We start from the raw sequence: 15,547 nt of genomic DNA on the forward strand, positions 1-15,547 counted from the left end.
GCGAGCGCCTGCGCCTAGGGCGCGCGGTGCCGCGCGTCAGCCGCTTCCTGTTCGGCCGGCGTGACGACGAGCGCATCCGGACCGGGGTACACGGTCGCGATGTGATCGCTGCTCAGCCACCGCACCACATACGGCGGCGACCCGTCGTCCGAGCGGACCTCGGTGATCACTCCGCGCTGATCATGCTGCTCGACCGTGGTTCCTTTGACCACCAAGTAATCGCCCACTTTGGCCTTCATCGCCCGCCCCTTTCATTCGCCGGTCGCGGGTTACACGCGATTTCGATTGTCCTCTCGTTGCGGTGTAACTGAGTCCCGATGGCGCGCGATTAATCCGTTGTCGGGACGACCGAAGTAGGACAATGAACATTTCTCACCAGGCAACAAGTAAATGGGTCCGCCGACTGACGGCGGCTTTCTTCGCGGCGGCGCTGCTGCCGGCACTGATCGGCATCACGGGCGGGACCCCGACCGCCAAGGCGGCGGTCGAAGTTCTCAGCGTTCCTTCGCCATCGATGGGTCGGGACATCACCGTGCAGTTCCAGGGCGGTGGCCCGAAGGCCGTCTACCTTCTGGACGGGCTGCGCGCCCGTGACGACCGCAACGGCTGGGATATCGAGACCGGCGCGTTCAGTTGGTTCGACGGCTCAGGCGTGTCAGTGGTGGCCCCCGTCGGCGGTATGTCCAGCTTCTACACGGACTGGTATCGGCCCGCCGTTGGCAACGGCACCACGCAGACCTACAAATGGGAAACCTTCCTGACCTCTGAGCTGCCTGCGTGGCTCGCGGCGAACAAGGGCGTCAGTCCGAGCGGCAATGCCGTCGTCGGCCTGTCGATGTCGGGCAGCGCGGCGCTGGTCCTCGCTGCCTATCACCCGGGCCAATTCGTGTACGCGGGGTCGCTGTCCGGATTCCTCAACCTGTCCCGCGGGCTGTGGCCCGTGCTGGTGGGCATCTCGATGGGCGACGCGGGCGGCTTCAACGCGCTCGATATGTGGGGGCCCTATGGCGGGCCCGCCTGGCAACGCAACGACCCGATGCTGCAGATCGGCAGGCTGGTGTCCAACGGCACCCGCATCTGGGTGTACAGCGGCAACGGCAACCCGACCGATCTGGACGCCGGGCTGGGTAATGCGCAAATTCCCGCGCAGTTCCTGGAAGGCCTGACGATCCGCACGAACAAGGACTTCCAGGCGGCCTACACGCGAGCAGGCGGCAGCAACGGGGTGTTCAACTTCCCGCCCAACGGCACGCACAGTTGGGGTTACTGGGGCGGACAACTGCAGGCCATGAAGCCGGACATCCAGCGGGTGCTCGGCGCCGGGCCCACCGCCTAGAGATCTCGCGACCAGTACTCGCCGACGAGGTCGCGGCCGAAACTGTGGTGGGGCTCGCGGCGGTCGCACTGAAAGCCGGCACGGTCGTATATGCGCCGAGCGGCTAGTAGAACGTCGTTGGTCCACAAGGTGATTCGCCGGTAACCGGCGCTTCGGGCAAACCGCAGACATTCGTCGACCAGCCTGGTGCCGACGCCGGCCCCGCGTGCTGACGGTTCGACGAGGAGCAGTCGCAGCTGCGCGGTGTCTGCAGCGGCGGGATCGCTGGCGGCGGTGCAGAACACGCAGCCGACGCGCTCGCCGTCCAACTCGGCGATCCACGCCGCCTCGCGTTTGATGTCACCGCGGTCAGCAAAGTCGGCGACGATCCGCGCAACCAGGGCCTCGAACGTCGTGTCCCAGCCGTACTCGGTCGCATATCGATAACCGTGTCGCTCCACCACCCATCCGAGGTCACCCGGGGCCGGCGGGCGAAGCACGAGACCACGGACCCGGGTTTCGTCGCCAAGGGCGCGGCGAATCCGTCCCATCGAGGCGACGAGCTCGGCGCGCTGGCCGTCGTCGAGTGGCGCCAGCATCGTCGAGATCGCACCGGCCTGCAATCGATCCAGCTCGTCGAAGGCGCGCCTGCCATCCTCGGTCAGGCGCACCACCTGGCGACGGGCGTCGGCTTGCGACTTCTCTCTGGCCACGAGTCCGGACTCGGTGAAACCCGACAGGATGCGGCTCAGATAGCCGGCGTCGAGGTCGAGGTCGCGGCGGAGGTCGGAGACCGCAACCTCATCGCGGTGCGCCAGTTCGAACAGCACCCTGGCCTCGGTCAGCCCGAACGCCGATCCGGCGAGATCTGGCCTGAGCAGGCCTAACACCCGGGTGTAGAAGCGGTTGAATCCGCGGACATCGTCGACCACACCAATCATGGTTGACAGCGTCAAACAATCCTTTGATTCTGTCAACTATCGGGCGCTGAACAGGTCCTGAGAACCGTTCACATCGGCGTTGCGTACACTGCCCTCACGACGGGGGTGGCTCTCGAAACGCGCGGAGCCCGGTCCAACTCAATTACAAAGCCAAAGGCTCACCTTGCCAGATACCACGAGCGACACCCAGAACTTGAAGCCTCACTTCGAAGACGTGCAGGCGCACTACGACCTGTCTGACGAGTTCTTCCGGCTCTTTCTGGATCCGACGCAGACGTACAGCTGCGCCTACTTCGAGCGTGACGACATGACACTCGAAGAGGCGCAGATCGCGAAGATCGACCTGTCCCTCGGCAAGCTGGGCCTGCAACCCGGCATGACTTTGCTGGACATCGGCTGCGGGTGGGGCGCGACGGTGAAACGAGCGCTGGAGCGCTACGACGTCAACGTCATCGGCCTCACCCTGAGCCAGAACCAGAAGGCCCATGTCGAGAAGGTCCTCGCCGCATCGGACAGCCCGAGAAGCAAGCGCGTGCTGCTTCAGGGCTGGGAGCAGTTCGACGAGCCCGTCGACCGCATCGTGTCGATCGGCGCTTTCGAACACTTCGGCCGCGACCGCTACGACGACTTCTTCAAGAAGGCCTACCAGCTGCTGCCCGAGAACGGCGTGATGCTGCTCCACACCATCATCAAGCCGACCGATGAAGAATTCGCCGAGTCCGGGTTGCCGCTGACCATGAAGCTGCTGAAGTTCAGCAAGTTCATCATGGATGAGATCTTCCCCGGCGGGGACCTGCCGAAGCCGACGACCGTGCAGGAACACGCCGAGAAGGTGGGCTTCGAACTCACGCGTGCACAACGGCTTCGGCTGCACTATGCGCGGACGCTGGAGATCTGGGCGGCTGCACTCGAGGCGCGCAAGGACGAGGCGATCAAGATCCAGTCCCAAGAGGTGTACGACCGGTACATGAAGTACCTGACCGGTTGCGCCGAGCTGTTCCGCGACGGTTACACCGACATCTGCCAGTTCACGCTCGAGAAGAACTAGGCGCCGGCACCGATCTTCTCGATCGCGTCGATGACGGCCTCGGGCGCGTCCAGCGACACGAATGTGCGCGCCTTGGGCACCTCGATCAATGCGCAATTCGGGAACTGCGCGGCGAGCCGCCTGCCCAGCGCCGGAGTGAACGCGCGGTCGCCCTGGCCCCAGACGATCGTCACGGGCTTGGTGAAACGTCCGAGCCGGGTCGAGACGTCGACCAGGTCGGTCTTCGCCACGTTGCGCAGGAGGGCGGCGAGATTGCGGCGGATCCGGGCATCGGTGCGCCCAGGCTCCAGCCAGGAAGCGGTCAGTTGGGGATCCGGACGCACGAGCAGCCCGAAGCCCAGCGGAGAGTGCCGCAGCGCCTTGACCCGCATCTGCTCGAACAGCAGCTTGATCGACACCGGACCGCGCAGCAGCGCGAACACAAGTGTGAACGGGAACGGGGGGAACTTGTCGAACGCGTCGCAGTTGGTCAGTACCAACCGACCGATTTTATCCGGGTAGGCGTCGATGACGAGTTGGCACAGGCCCCCGCCGGTGTCGTTGCCGACGAGCGTGACGTCCGACAGGCCGAGTTGGTCGACGAAATCGCGGATCATCGTGGCCACACCCTGGGGCGAGAGTGCGCGCTCATCGCCGACCGGAATGGTGTGCGAGCCCAGCGGCCAGTTGGGTAGATAACAACGAAATCCGCGCTGCGCCAAGCCTTCTGCCACCCGGTCCCATAGCCGGCTGTCGACGAGGATGCCGTGCACGAACAACACCGGCGGATGCGGAGAGTCCTCGGGACCCAACACGCGGTAGTCGATCGTTGCCTGGTCCAGCGCGATCTGCGGCATCTTCGCTATCCTTCCGATCAGACTTACAAACACTTAGTATGAAAGTTACGTGCAGCCAGTATGAAAGTCAACGACGAGTCGGTGGTCGAAACCCCGGCCAGGCGCACCCAGGCCGAGCGCACCGCAGCAACCCGGGCGGTGCTGATCGATGCTGCACGAAAGTTGTTCGCCGACAAGGGATTTGCCGAGGTCTCCACGCAGGCGATCGTCGCGGCGGCCGGGGTGACGCGGGGTGCGCTCTATCACCAGTTCGACGACAAGGCTGCGCTGTTCGCGGCGGTCTACGAGGACGTCGAACGTGATCTGGTAGCCGACATCGCCCAGCAGATCATGGCAGAACAACCGCCGGACCCGTTAACGGCCATGCGCCTTGGCGCGCGATTGTTCCTCGATCGGTGTTCGGCCCCCGACGTGCAGCGCATCGTCCTGATCGATGCGCCCGCCGTCTTGGGCTGGGATCAATGGCGTGCCGTCGGGGTGAAATACGGCCTCGGCGTGATCGAGGGAATGTTGGCGCATGCGATCGCGGAGGGCGCCATCCCCGAACAGCCGCTGCGCCCGACCGCGCACGTCCTACTCGGGGCCCTCGACGAAGCCGCGCTGTTCGTCTCGCGCGCCGCGGACCCCGATCAAGCCCGCGAGCAGATGGACGCGGTGTGCGACCGGTTGATCAGCGGGATCGCGGGGCGGTAGGCAGCAGCAGAGCGCTGTCGCCGAATTCGTGCCACAGATATCCGGTCGCGATCGCCGCCTGGTACGCGGCGCCAACCAGCTCGGGACCCGCGATAGCTTCCAGCAACAGCAGGTGCGAGGCGCCCGCGTCGTGCCAGCCGGTGATCAGCCCGTCGACGACTCGGGCAGGACGCTGCGGCCCGAGCACCAGATCCGTCCAACCCGATGCGGCGTGCACCATGCCATCGGCGTCGGTCGCCGATTCGATCGCGCGCGTCGCCGTGGTGCCCACGGCGATCACCCGCGCTCCTGACGCGCGCGCCAGGTTGATCAGTCGCGCCGTCGAAGGCGGCACCTCGAACGCTTCTGCCACCGGTGGTTCACCCGGCTCTGCCGACGACACGCCGGCGTGAAGCGTGATCGGCGTGATCACAATGCCCGCCGCCACGAGCGATGCGACCAGTCGCGCACTGAAAGGCCTTGCTGCGCTGGCCATTTCGGCACTTCCCTGCCGACGCGCGAACACCGTCTGATAGCTGCTCAGCGGCCAGGCGCGGGGCACATAGCCATACTTGATGGGCCGGCCGTATCTGGCGAGATATGACATGACATCGCCTTCGATCGCCAAACGTGCGGTCCACAGCCGACTGCCTGCGATGCCCCGCCGCGGATAGGACGCGAGCACCACGAGCGCGGCGCCGTCGGGCAGCACGATCCGCTCGCCGGGCTCGACATCCGGAAGATGGCCGGTCGCGCCGGCGGCAGGTCGCAGTTCGACGACCCACACGTGATCGGCCAGCGCCGTCGAGAAGTGCACGGCGACCGGCGTGTTGTTGCGCATGCCGTCGACCGCAGCGGGCAGCGTCGCGGAGTTGTTCACGATCAGCACGTCGCCAGGGACCAGGTGGTCTCCGAGATCGGTGAACAGCCGATGGTGGACAGCGCCGGGCGTCGCGATCATCAGTTTGACGCCGTCGCGGGCAACGCCGCGGGCCTCGGGAGGCTCGGCGGCGTCTGATCCTGGTGGCCGCTCGAAGCGCGTGTGTGGCATCGGGATCCTCATGCGTCGGCTCCGATGGAAACCAACTCCTGCGCACGGTAGCGGCCCGACGCGGGCCGGGTATCGAGGAGGCGCAGCAGCGCGGGCACGACGGACTCCGGTTCGGGACGATCGGAGATGTCCTCGCCAGGGAACGCCGCCTGGTGCATCTCCGTCCGCATGTCGCCTGGATCGAACGCGTACACCCCAAGGGCCGGGTGTTCGGCCGCCAGGATGGCACTGAGATGGTCGAGAGCCGCCTTTGACGAGCCGTAGCCGCCCCACCCCTCGTATGGTTCGACGGCCGCGTCGGAGCTGATGTTGACGATCGCCCCGCGACCGGCTGTCAGCGCGGGCAGTGCGGGCTGGATCAACTGAAGGGGAGCGAAGACGTTCGCGTCGTAGACGGCACGCAGATCGGCCGCCGAATAGTCGGCGAGCCGCGGTTGCGGGCTCGGCCCGAGCCGACTGGCGTTGTTGACGAGCAGTCGAAGCGGTCCGGCAGCCATGGCGGCGGCGACCAGTGCAGCCCTGTGCGCGGGATCTGTGATGTCGCCTGCAACAGTGATCAGGCGCTCGGAGTTCAGTTCCGCCGCGGTCGCCGCGAGGTCGTCGGTGCGCCTTGCGTCGGTGACGACGGTCCAGCCGCGGCCGAGCAGGGCCGTGGCCAGCGCCCGGCCGAAACCGCGGGAGCCGCCGGTGATGATCGCGACAGTAGAGATGTGTTGGGAAACAGTCATACTGGCATACTGATAGTTGAAGTGAACTTCAAGTCAAGAGCTGAGGTGCGCGCGATGGAAAGCCGAGATCTGCTGACTGTCAGTGAGGTGGCCGAGCGCAGCGGTTTCGCGCCGTCCGCGATCAGGTTCTACGACAAGCAGGGCCTGATCAACGCCACCAGGACCAGTGGCGGCCAGCGACGCTTCGAGCGAAACATGTTGCGGCGGTTGGCGTTCATTCGCGCGGCCCGCAACGTCGGATTGACGCTCGACGAGATCGCGGCCGCGCTCGAGATGCTGCCGGACAGTCGTACGCCAACGCGCGCGGACTGGACCCGGCTGTCGAAGGATTGGCGGCAGCGACTGGACGAGCAGATCGCCGGACTGATGGCCCTGCGGGACAAGCTGGATTCCTGCATCGGCTGCGGTTGCCTTTCGTTGAAGCGGTGCGTGATCTCGAACCCCGCCGACAGCGCGTCGGTTGCCGGTCCCGGCGCGGTGTACCTCCCGAAATCGTTGCGCCATCCGGCGTAGATTCGGTGCGGGGCCGAAATGAAAACCTTGCGCCGTTCGCAGCGATACGTGGTGCTGACACTGGCAGCACTGATAGTGATGTGCGCGGTCGCGGGTGTCCTGCTGTGGTTCACCGATCGACACGGAGGCGAGGTGCATGTCCAGGGCGAACCGATGACCGATGCCCAGGCGGCAGGACAAGTCGTGGCGTCCGCCAAGCAGATCGTCAGTGTCGCGCAATTACGGGATACCTCGGGCGGCTACGCGTTCGTGTCCTGCCAGAATTCGAACGAACCGCCCTACCAGGCCGCGGTGTATCTGAACTTCCGGTTGCCGCAGGACAATTCGGTGAAGTATCTGCGCGACGTCGCCGCTTCGCTGACCGCGCACGGCTGGGCACCCGCAGCGTCGGCCAGCGAACACTTCGGCCAGAAGCTGACCAAGGACGGCGTGACGGCGATCATCTATCGCAGCGTCGACCAGACCGACTTCGCCACCATGCGCCTCTACGGCGAATGCCGCAACAACTCCGACCACCGCAGCGACAACCCTGTCTGGCGTGAAGTCACCGACCAACTCGGCTGACGCGCGTCAGCACAGGGATCGCTGAAGGAGCACGGTGTCCAGCCACCGGCCATGCTTGAAACCGACGGCGGTCAGCCGTCCGGCATCGATGAATCCGCGATTGCGGTGCAGCGCGAGGGAAGCCGCGCCGTCGGCGTCGGCGATCACAGCGATGACCTCGCGGATACCCGCGCTGGTGCAGTCGGTCAGCAGCGCGTCGAGCAACCTGCCGCCGATCCCGCGGCCGACCGCGTCGGCAGCGAGGTAGATCGAGTCCTCGACGGTGTGGCGGTAGGCGGGGCGGGTCTTCCACGGTGCGCAGTAGGCGTAGCCGGCGATCCGGCCGTTTAGCGTCGCGGTCAGAAACGGCAGTCCGCGATCGGTGACCGACTGCAGCCGGTCTCGCCATTCGGATTGATCGGGTGCGTCGATCTCGAAGGTCGCCACGCCCGTTTTCACGTGGTGGGCGTAGATCGCACCGATGTCATCGAGGTCGTCGAAAGTGGTGGGCCGGATCGTGATATCGGTCTGGGGCACACCATATTCCGCGTCTTCAGCAGGCAACGGGATGCGACTCGCAATACGGCGTGGTGCCGGGGAAGCGGTAGCGATGGTCGGCGATCCACCGGTACACGGCGTTCTGGATGGACCGGATGCCGGGAACGCGGTAGATCCGCAGCGGCAGCCGTGTGCCGAGCGCGACCGAGAGCGCCGCGTTGATCGCCTCCGCGCCGCCGTATACCTCGCCGGATTCGTCCAGCCACCAGGACATGTCGAATAGGTGCGACGGGTCCACACCGAGGCGTTCTGCAACACCTGGTGCCTGGAACGGCTCCGTATGCAGATTTCCCGTCCGGTCGAGCTTGATGAGGAAATAGACCGACCGCGTACACATCCCGCAGGCTCCGTCGAAGTACAGCACACCGTTCATGCCTTCATTGTTCACCGCGGCGTCAGGTCAGTCACTGCCTGCTGCGCAGATATGACCGACGTCATCCTCAGCACTGTCTCACCTGCATACAGCGCCATCCGGTCCACCATCGAATCGGGCATTCCCATCGTCGGCGCCATCGGCGAGAACATCGGTAGACCGGGCCGCTGCAAGCCGAGCAGCGGCGCGATCGCCCGATCAGGAATTCTGGCGAACTTTCCGCTGCCCGCATTGATCAGTCTCGGAACGACCTTGGCGCGCCCGTCGTCGCCGCACCACCGCCGCGTGGCAGCGTTGGGCACCACCCGGTGCGGCAGCGGCCAACCGAGCCCGAACAGCGTCGTGCGAAACGTCTTGTCCGCCTTGAGAATACGGCTGACATACTCCGGATGGGCGCGTGCCTCGTCGGTCAGCAGGAAGCGGGTGCCCGCCACCACACCCGCGGCACCGGCAGTCATGGCCGTCTGGGTGTCGTCGGCGGCGGCGATACCACCCGCCAGCAGCACCGGTCGGCCACGCGCGATCTCGAGCACGCGGGGCAGTAACTCGAGCGCCGGCGTCTTGCCTGCGATGTGTCCGCCCGCCTCGCAGCCCTGGGCGATCAGCCCGTTTGCGCCGCACACGCACGCCCGGCGCGCCTGCTCCTCGGTGCCGACCATGACGAAGACGAAGACGCCCTGCTCGGACAGTCGACGCAACATATCCCGGTCCATGCCGAACGCGATGACCGCTACGTCGATGCGCGCCTGCACGCACACGTCGACGTGGCTGCGGCGGACAAACGGCATCAACAGGTTGACCGCCACCGAACGGTGGGGGACCGCGTCGCGCACCTGACGGATCGCCTCCCGCAAGTCCGGCGGCGGAAGCAACCCGAGCGTGCCAAGGGCCCCTGCGGCGGCGACGGCAGCGGCCAGCTCGGGGCCTGCAAGGCCACCGCCCATTCCAGCCTGTGCCACCGGAACGTCGAGGCGGAGCCGATCTAGCAGGTCCACGAGCGCACGCTAACAGGCCCGCGGCGTGCGCTAGCCGTAAAGCTTGGCGAGAATTTCGCCGGCTTCGTCGTCCTCGAGCACCGGCGTGGCTGAGATCTGCATGTACTCCTGCCACTCGGAAACCAACGAGAAGACGCCCTTCGGGTCGGTCGCCTCGACAACCGAACAGCCCGAGCCGTTCAAGCCGAACCACCGGCCCAGCTGCGTGACGCCCTCCGGCGGTTTGCCACCGGTCTCCAGGAACCGTTTTGCTGCGGCCCGAGTCCCATCGGGTTCCAGCGTCCATTGAACGAGATATTTCATGTTTCGTTACCCCCTATGGTGGCTCCCTTGCGCGAGCCCCTACAGCAGTATGCGACCAGGTTCGGGTGAAGTTCGGCGATTGGGCAAGCTGCGAAGAGGGTGATTCCCGTTGCAACGGTCAACGCCGTCAACGCGGCTCGCTCAGCAGCCAATTCCCTTGGAGCGCACGGGGATACGGTGGGTTGCGTCCTAGCGGGCGGGCGGACCGGGCTTCGCCTGTGCGGCGTCGCGGCGCCGGGCGGCCATCCCCGCAAGCGCTTCGAACACCACGCGGTGCGCGGCGTTCACGGTCAACTCGGCGTGGTCGTAGGCCGGTGCGACCTCGACCACGTCGACGCCTGCCACGTCGTGTTCGTAGCAGAGTTGGCGCACCATCCGCAGCAGGTCCGCGCTGGTGATGCCGCCAGGTTCGGGCGTGCCGGTGCCGGGCGCGTGCGCAGGGTCCAGTACGTCGATGTCGACCGAGACGTAAAGCTTGTCTGCCTTGGCCAGCGCCTCGCTGACCGCATCACGCATCACCGCCTTGAACCCGCGGTCCCAGATCTCCTGCATGGTGTGCCATGTCATGCCCTGTTCGAGCATCCACTCAAAGGTGTCTTGCGGAGGCCAGTAGCCCCGCAGGCCGACCTGAACGAAATGGGTGCCGGGCACCGCGCCCGACTCGATGAGTCTGCGCATCGGCGTGCCGTGGCTGGCCAGGTTGCCTTCGATCTCGTCGGCGGTGTCGGCGTGCGCGTCGAAGTGCACGATGCCGACGTTGCCGTAACCATGCACGTCGGCCACCGCCGTCGCGGCGGGCCAGGTGATCGAATGGTCCCCGCCGAGGATGACGGGAACGATGCCACGCGACGCCACAGCGTGCACGCGTTCGCGAATGTTGTTGTGCGACACCTCGGTCTGGCCGTGCGGGCAGTAGGCGTCACCGAAGTCGACAACTTCCAGCCAGTCGAAGATCTCCAAACCGAGATCCAGATGATAGGTGCCGGGTTCGTAGGCCGTCGACCGGATCGCCCTTGGCCCGAACCGGGCACCGGGCCGGTTGGTGGTCGAGATGTCGAACGGCGCGCCGACGATCGCGGCGTCGGGGCGCCACGACTCCAGCTGCTCGACTTCTGTCAGAAACGGGCGGTGCCCGAACGACACCATGCCGGCATAGGCCAGTTCGAGTTGCTCGGCCATGCCGGGCGGGAGGTCGCGCTGGTGATCATGGTCGTGGCCCATCCGACGACCGTACCGTCCGGCGGGCCCACGTGTCGCAGCGTCGGCCGGCGAACACGGCGGCGGCGATCGGCTCACGATCCAGCCGCGCCCCGGCACGAAAACCGTTGCCGACCAACTCCATCCTCACGACTCCGGGATCGAGTAGGTAGCCCTTGCTGCCCCCGCTCCGACCTGATCGCCGGCCATGTCAGGTGTCGGCGGCGAGGGCGTTGCGCAGCACCTCGGGGATCGGTCGCTTGGCCCAATCATCCGTGGAGACAACGACGTAAACGTTGTGGCCACGCACCGCGGCTTCCTCAGCGGAGTCGCCGTTGCGTCGATGCACCGTGAATGCGAGCGTGAAGCTCGTCGACCCGATCCGGTCGCATTGCACCGCGACCCGCACCGAATCGCGCCACCGAACCGGTGTCAGGTAATCGATGTCGCTGTGCACGACCTGCACGTCGTGGCCGGTCGCGATCAAGCCCGGATACGTGACCCCGAGGTGGTCGAGGAATCCGGTGCACGCCTCGTCGAACCAGGTGAGGTAATGGCCGTTGAACACCACGCCTTGTTGGTCGACTTCCGCGTAGCGCGGCACCACAGGCAACGAATACGCGCTCACCCCATCACCCTAGCGAGTTTGCTGTAGCCGCCATCCGGGGCGGTGAGCGACGCTACGATCTTCGCGTGGCAGGCGAGCAATGGCAGGCGCCGGCCCCGGCCAGCGACGGGCGCCAGGCACGGCAAAAACCGGAAGACACCGTCGAGCGGCGGATCACGTGGTGGCAGAGGGCCTTGCGATGGATCGCGTGGCTGACGTTCCTCGGACTCGCGGTCTCCAATTCCGGGAGCGTGTCCTTCTCGGCGCGCGAATGGCTGGCGTTGATCGCCGCTATCGGGATCACCATCTGGTGCATGGCGAAGCCGCTGGGCGGACCGAAGTACGAGCTGCTGGAGCCGACGCACCTGCTCGGCGCGTTCGTCTCGCGGACCAGTTGGGGTCTCGTGCTGTTCGGCGCGATCCTCACCGTTGGTGGGGCAGCGGGCTCGATGGCGGCGATCTACGACGTCTCCACCGGGCGGGCCAGCGTCGGCGAGGTGTTCAAGGACATCGCGATCTTCATCGAGGGCTGGATCGCTGAACTGATCGCGCCCACCTATGACGCCGAGCTCGAAAAGACACACGCCTACGCATTGTTCGTGCTGCTGATTCCGGGGTTGCTGCTGCTGTTCTTCAACCTCGTCCCGTTCTTCAAGCGCGGCACGGAGTTTCAGGTCCACCCCGACGGGTCGGTGACGGTGCGCAGTGGGGACAGCTGGGAACCGCTGATGGAGTACCAGTACTCGACAGTCACGGCCGACGGCACGACCATCGAATTCACCGCGCCGCCCGACGGTCCGCCTGCGATCGTGCTGCCGCAGGACCGGGTGTTCTCGCGCGAGTACGGTGCACGGCTGCCCGCGAAGGTCAGCGCCGAGTTCTTCCGGCGGCTGCTGGCGGGCAGGGGATTCGGGGTGGAGTCGGCGCCGTCGAGCAGTAGCTTCACCGCACAACGGAAGTGACGAGCGTCCGGTCGGGCAGACTGGTCGCGTGCAGCTGGTAAGCATCGATGACATCCGCGCGGCCGCGGAGCTGATCCGGCCCTATGTCCTGCGCACGCCGCTGGTTCCGGCAGGTTGGGCCGACGACGAGCGGCCGCTGTGGATCAAGCCGGAGAACCTGCAGTCGATCGGGGCCTTCAAGGTTCGGGGCGCCTTCAATGCGATCGGACATCTCGACGAATCCGTGCGCACCCGCGGCGTCGTCGCCTATTCGAGCGGCAACCACGCGCAGGCTGTTGCGTACGCCGCGGCGGTGTACGCCGTGCCCGCCCATATCGTCATGCCTCGCGAGACACCAGGCATCAAGGTCGAGGCGACCCGAAGCCACGGCGCCGAGGTGGTGTTGTGCGGTACGGGCCAACGCGAAAAGGTTGCCGCCGAGGTGGTCGAGCGCACGGGCGGCGTACTTGTCCCGCCCTTCGACCACCCCGACATCATCGCCGGGCAGGGCACCATCGGCCTCGAGATCGCCGAGGATTTACCCGCGGTCGACAACGTGCTGGTGCCCGTCAGCGGCGGCGGCCTCGCGTCGGGCATCGGCACCGCGATCAAGGCGCTCTGCCCCGACGCGCGCGTCTTCGGCGTCGAACCGGAATTGGCGGCCGATACGGCAGACAGCCTTCGGCTGGGCCGTCGGGTGGACTGGTCGATCGAGGACAGGAACCGCACGATCGCCGATGGCCTGCGGTCGCAGCCGTCCGAGTTGACGTTCGCGCACCTGCAGCATGTGCTGGATGGCCTGATCACGGTGTCGGAGAACGAGATCCGCGCCGCCGTGCGTGAACTCGCGCATCGAGCGCACCTGGTGGCCGAACCGAGCGGCGCGGTCGCGCTGGCAGCCTACCGGCAGGGCACGACGCCACCCGGTCGCACGGTGATGGTCCTGTCCGGCGGCAACATCGAACCGCCGATGCTGCGAGAGATTCTGGCGGGCTGAGTCAGGCGGAGACCGGGATCACCAAGGGGACGGCGATCTCACATTTCTGGTGCATCGAGTGCACCCACGCGTCCTGCTCGGCCGCGGCCTTCAGACAGCGGCGGCGGCCCGTCCAGCCGCAAGAGCACGTGGCAGTCGAATGCCCGAACCCGAAATTGTGCACGGCCACCACGCCTTGCGACAGGACGTCGGGGCGCGGGAAGTGCCCGACGTCGATTACATCACTCGGTGCAGCTACCGACATCAGTGCGCCTCCTACGTCGACCCGACCTCGTTGTCCTGTCAGACGCGCGAACTCGCGATCCGGTTCCCATGCTGAACCGGGTTGTGGGCGAATTCGGTTTCGGCCGGATAACGACTTGGCCACGCCGGGTTAGTGGACGCCCTCCATCAGCCTGCTGATCCACGGCCCGAGCGCGAACACCACGACGCCTGCGAGAATTGCGACGCCCCCGATGATCCCGAAGTAGCCGAACTCGCGGGCCGGATCATAGTAGCGGGCCAGCACTCCCGACATGGAGGTGCCAAGGCCGACCGAGAAGAAGTACAGCGCCATCATCTGAGCCCGAAACGCCTCTGGCGCAAGCTTTGTCGTGACCGACAGTCCGATCGGCGACAGCAGCAGTTCCGAGATCGCGAACACCGCCATGATTCCGACGACCAGCAGGGCCGGCACCGTCTTGCCGGTCGAAGAAGACATCGGCAGAAACAGCAGGAACGCCAAGCCCATTCCGATCACGCCGTAAGCGAATTTTCGCGGTGTGGTCGGCGCGCGGTTGCCCAGTCGCGTCCACATCATCGCGAAAAGCGGTGAGAGGACGATGATCCAGACCGGCTCGATCGAACCGATCCAGTTCGACGGAGCGGTCCACCCGAAGATCGACCAGTTCATCCGCTCGTCGGAGTACACCGCCAACACCGTGAAAATCTGCTGAAACAGCGACCAGAACACGGCGTTTGCGATGAACAGCGGAATGAACGCGCGCACCCGGGTCCGCTCGACTGCTGCCACCTTCGAACTCGTCAGCATCACCGCGAAATACGTGATCGATGCGGCGATGATCACGCCCGTCGTCACCTGAGAAAGGTTGGCCAGCTTCACCAACCCGGTGGCGAAGGCCGCCGCGACGACAGCCACGCCCACGACTGCGATCCCGGCGACCCAACCAATAGCGCTGCGGGGCAACGGATTCGGTACGGTGCGGCCGTGCGTACCCAGATTGCGCCGAAATAGCACGTACTGGGCGAGGCCGAGGGCCATGCCAACCGCGGCTGCGCCGAAGCCATAGTGAAATCCAGCGCGGGTCTGCAGCAGACCGGTGATCAACGGCCCGATGAACGCACCAAGGTTGATCCCGAGATAAAACAGGGTGAAGCCGCCGTCGCAGCGCGCGTCACCCTTCTCGTAGAGTGTGCCGAGCAACGACGAGGCATTCGCCTTCAACGCGCCGGAGCCGAGCGCGACAAGGACCAGGCCGACCGCGACGCCGGTCAATCCCGGCAGGATCGCGAGGGCGATGTGGCCGCACACGACGACTACACCGCCGTAGAACACCGTGCGCTCCATGCCGAGGAGCCGGTCGGCGATCCAGCCGCCGAGCACCGTCGACAGGTAGACGAGCCCGCCATAGGCGCCGACGATGCCGGTCGCGGTGGCCTTGGGCAGCGCCAGGCCGCCCTCGGTCACCGAGTAATAGAGGTAATAGCCGAGGATGGTGAGCATCCCGTAGAACGAGAAGCGCTCCCATAACTCGACTCCGAAGAGGTTGACCAAGCCAACCGGGTGGCCGAACAGTGTGCGTTCGGCGGAGCCGCCTTCCGTCTGTTCAACTGCTGTCATGTGGGGGAGGATGCCACGCCGCCGATCGCTTCGTGGCCGATAACGTCCACCTATTCGTGGGCAAAGGGGGTACTAGGTGATGGGCAGGA

At 66.0% G+C, this 15,547-nt stretch carries 20 protein-coding genes; 7 read left to right on the plus strand and 13 right to left on the minus strand.

Going from position 1 to position 15,547, the window contains the following annotated elements; all coding sequences use genetic code 11:
• Positions 1-14: 14 nt before the first annotated feature.
• Entirely contained in the window at positions 15-239 is a 225-nt protein-coding gene (locus GGC64_RS12035; RefSeq protein WP_192722748.1) for a DUF1918 domain-containing protein, read from the minus strand.
• A 122-nt stretch (positions 240-361) separates the two neighbouring features.
• Between GGC64_RS12035 and GGC64_RS12040 the strand changes: the two genes are divergently transcribed.
• The gene (locus tag GGC64_RS12040) at positions 362-1,336 is read left to right on the plus strand and encodes an esterase family protein (protein WP_192722749.1); all 975 of its coding nucleotides are present in this window, start codon (positions 362-364) and stop codon (positions 1,334-1,336) included.
• Here GGC64_RS12040 and GGC64_RS12045 read toward each other — a convergent pair.
• Positions 1,333-2,256: a helix-turn-helix domain-containing GNAT family N-acetyltransferase gene (locus tag GGC64_RS12045; RefSeq protein ID WP_192722750.1), complete on the minus strand. Its 924-nt coding sequence runs from the start codon at positions 2,254-2,256 to the stop codon at positions 1,333-1,335. The genes GGC64_RS12040 and GGC64_RS12045 overlap by 4 nt on opposite strands.
• Before the next feature lie 163 nt (positions 2,257-2,419).
• Between GGC64_RS12045 and GGC64_RS12050 the strand changes: the two genes are divergently transcribed.
• A complete protein-coding gene (locus GGC64_RS12050) occupies positions 2,420-3,304 on the plus strand; it encodes a cyclopropane mycolic acid synthase family methyltransferase (protein WP_192722751.1) in 885 nt (294 codons plus the stop codon).
• On the opposite strand, the gene GGC64_RS12055 is transcribed toward GGC64_RS12050, so the two are convergent.
• A complete protein-coding gene (locus GGC64_RS12055) occupies positions 3,301-4,140 on the minus strand; it encodes an alpha/beta fold hydrolase (RefSeq protein WP_192722752.1) in 840 nt (279 codons plus the stop codon). The genes GGC64_RS12050 and GGC64_RS12055 overlap by 4 nt on opposite strands.
• Before the next feature lie 60 nt (positions 4,141-4,200).
• Between GGC64_RS12055 and GGC64_RS12060 the strand changes: the two genes are divergently transcribed.
• On the plus strand, positions 4,201-4,833 hold the full coding sequence (locus GGC64_RS12060) for a TetR/AcrR family transcriptional regulator (protein ID WP_192722753.1): 633 nt from the start codon (positions 4,201-4,203) through the stop codon (positions 4,831-4,833).
• Here the strand turns inward: GGC64_RS12060 and GGC64_RS12065 are convergent.
• Both GGC64_RS12065 and GGC64_RS12070 read right to left on the minus strand, forming a co-directional pair.
• A complete protein-coding gene (locus GGC64_RS12065; protein WP_225951710.1) occupies positions 4,811-5,863 on the minus strand; it encodes an S-adenosylmethionine:tRNA ribosyltransferase-isomerase in 1,053 nt (350 codons plus the stop codon). The genes GGC64_RS12060 and GGC64_RS12065 overlap by 23 nt on opposite strands.
• 8 nt (positions 5,864-5,871) lie before the next feature.
• A complete protein-coding gene (locus GGC64_RS12070; protein ID WP_192722755.1) occupies positions 5,872-6,591 on the minus strand; it encodes an SDR family oxidoreductase in 720 nt (239 codons plus the stop codon).
• A 54-nt stretch (positions 6,592-6,645) separates the two neighbouring features.
• Here GGC64_RS12070 and soxR point away from each other — a divergent pair, with 54 nt between their 5' ends.
• Positions 6,646-7,104, plus strand: coding sequence for a redox-sensitive transcriptional activator SoxR (soxR, locus tag GGC64_RS12075; protein ID WP_192722756.1), 459 nt, complete (start codon positions 6,646-6,648; stop codon positions 7,102-7,104).
• A gap of 18 nt (positions 7,105-7,122) precedes the next feature.
• Positions 7,123-7,668: a hypothetical protein gene (locus GGC64_RS12080; protein WP_192722757.1), complete on the plus strand. Its 546-nt coding sequence runs from the start codon at positions 7,123-7,125 to the stop codon at positions 7,666-7,668.
• 6 nt (positions 7,669-7,674) lie between these two features.
• On the opposite strand, the gene GGC64_RS12085 is transcribed toward GGC64_RS12080, so the two are convergent.
• The 6 genes from GGC64_RS12085 to GGC64_RS12110 form a co-directional block, all read right to left on the minus strand.
• Complete coding sequence (locus GGC64_RS12085; protein WP_192722758.1) at positions 7,675-8,184, minus strand: GNAT family N-acetyltransferase; 510 nt, start codon at positions 8,182-8,184, stop codon at positions 7,675-7,677.
• Between the two features lie 16 nt (positions 8,185-8,200).
• Positions 8,201-8,578, minus strand: coding sequence for a thiol-disulfide oxidoreductase DCC family protein (locus GGC64_RS12090; RefSeq protein ID WP_192722759.1), 378 nt, complete (start codon positions 8,576-8,578; stop codon positions 8,201-8,203).
• Between the two features lie 11 nt (positions 8,579-8,589).
• A complete protein-coding gene (locus GGC64_RS12095) occupies positions 8,590-9,573 on the minus strand; it encodes a nitronate monooxygenase (protein ID WP_192722760.1) in 984 nt (327 codons plus the stop codon).
• A 30-nt stretch (positions 9,574-9,603) separates the two neighbouring features.
• The gene (locus GGC64_RS12100; RefSeq protein ID WP_192722761.1) at positions 9,604-9,876 is read right to left on the minus strand and encodes a DUF3303 domain-containing protein; all 273 of its coding nucleotides are present in this window, start codon (positions 9,874-9,876) and stop codon (positions 9,604-9,606) included.
• Between the two features lie 189 nt (positions 9,877-10,065).
• On the minus strand, positions 10,066-11,097 hold the full coding sequence (gene speB / locus GGC64_RS12105; RefSeq protein ID WP_192722762.1) for an agmatinase: 1,032 nt from the start codon (positions 11,095-11,097) through the stop codon (positions 10,066-10,068).
• Between the two features lie 187 nt (positions 11,098-11,284).
• Positions 11,285-11,701 carry a thioesterase family protein gene (locus GGC64_RS12110; RefSeq protein WP_192722763.1) on the minus strand — a complete coding sequence of 139 codons (417 nt, stop codon included), beginning with the start codon at positions 11,699-11,701 and terminating at the stop codon, positions 11,285-11,287.
• Positions 11,702-11,766: 65 nt separating this feature from the next.
• Here GGC64_RS12110 and GGC64_RS12115 point away from each other — a divergent pair, with 65 nt between their 5' ends.
• The gene (locus GGC64_RS12115) at positions 11,767-12,642 is read left to right on the plus strand and encodes a hypothetical protein (protein WP_192722764.1); all 876 of its coding nucleotides are present in this window, start codon (positions 11,767-11,769) and stop codon (positions 12,640-12,642) included.
• Between the two features lie 28 nt (positions 12,643-12,670).
• A complete protein-coding gene (locus tag GGC64_RS12120; RefSeq protein ID WP_192722765.1) occupies positions 12,671-13,618 on the plus strand; it encodes a threonine/serine dehydratase in 948 nt (315 codons plus the stop codon).
• A 1-nt stretch (position 13,619) separates the two neighbouring features.
• Here GGC64_RS12120 and GGC64_RS12125 read toward each other — a convergent pair whose 3' ends face one another.
• The gene (locus GGC64_RS12125; protein WP_192722766.1) at positions 13,620-13,862 is read right to left on the minus strand and encodes a hypothetical protein; all 243 of its coding nucleotides are present in this window, start codon (positions 13,860-13,862) and stop codon (positions 13,620-13,622) included.
• Positions 13,863-13,991: 129 nt separating this feature from the next.
• Positions 13,992-15,458 carry a peptide MFS transporter gene (locus GGC64_RS12130; RefSeq protein ID WP_192722767.1) on the minus strand — a complete coding sequence of 489 codons (1,467 nt, stop codon included), beginning with the start codon at positions 15,456-15,458 and terminating at the stop codon, positions 13,992-13,994.
• Positions 15,459-15,547 lie beyond the last annotated feature (89 nt).

This window comes from Mycobacterium sp. OAS707, assembly GCF_014873705.1.
GTDB lineage: Bacteria > Actinomycetota > Actinomycetes > Mycobacteriales > Mycobacteriaceae > Mycobacterium.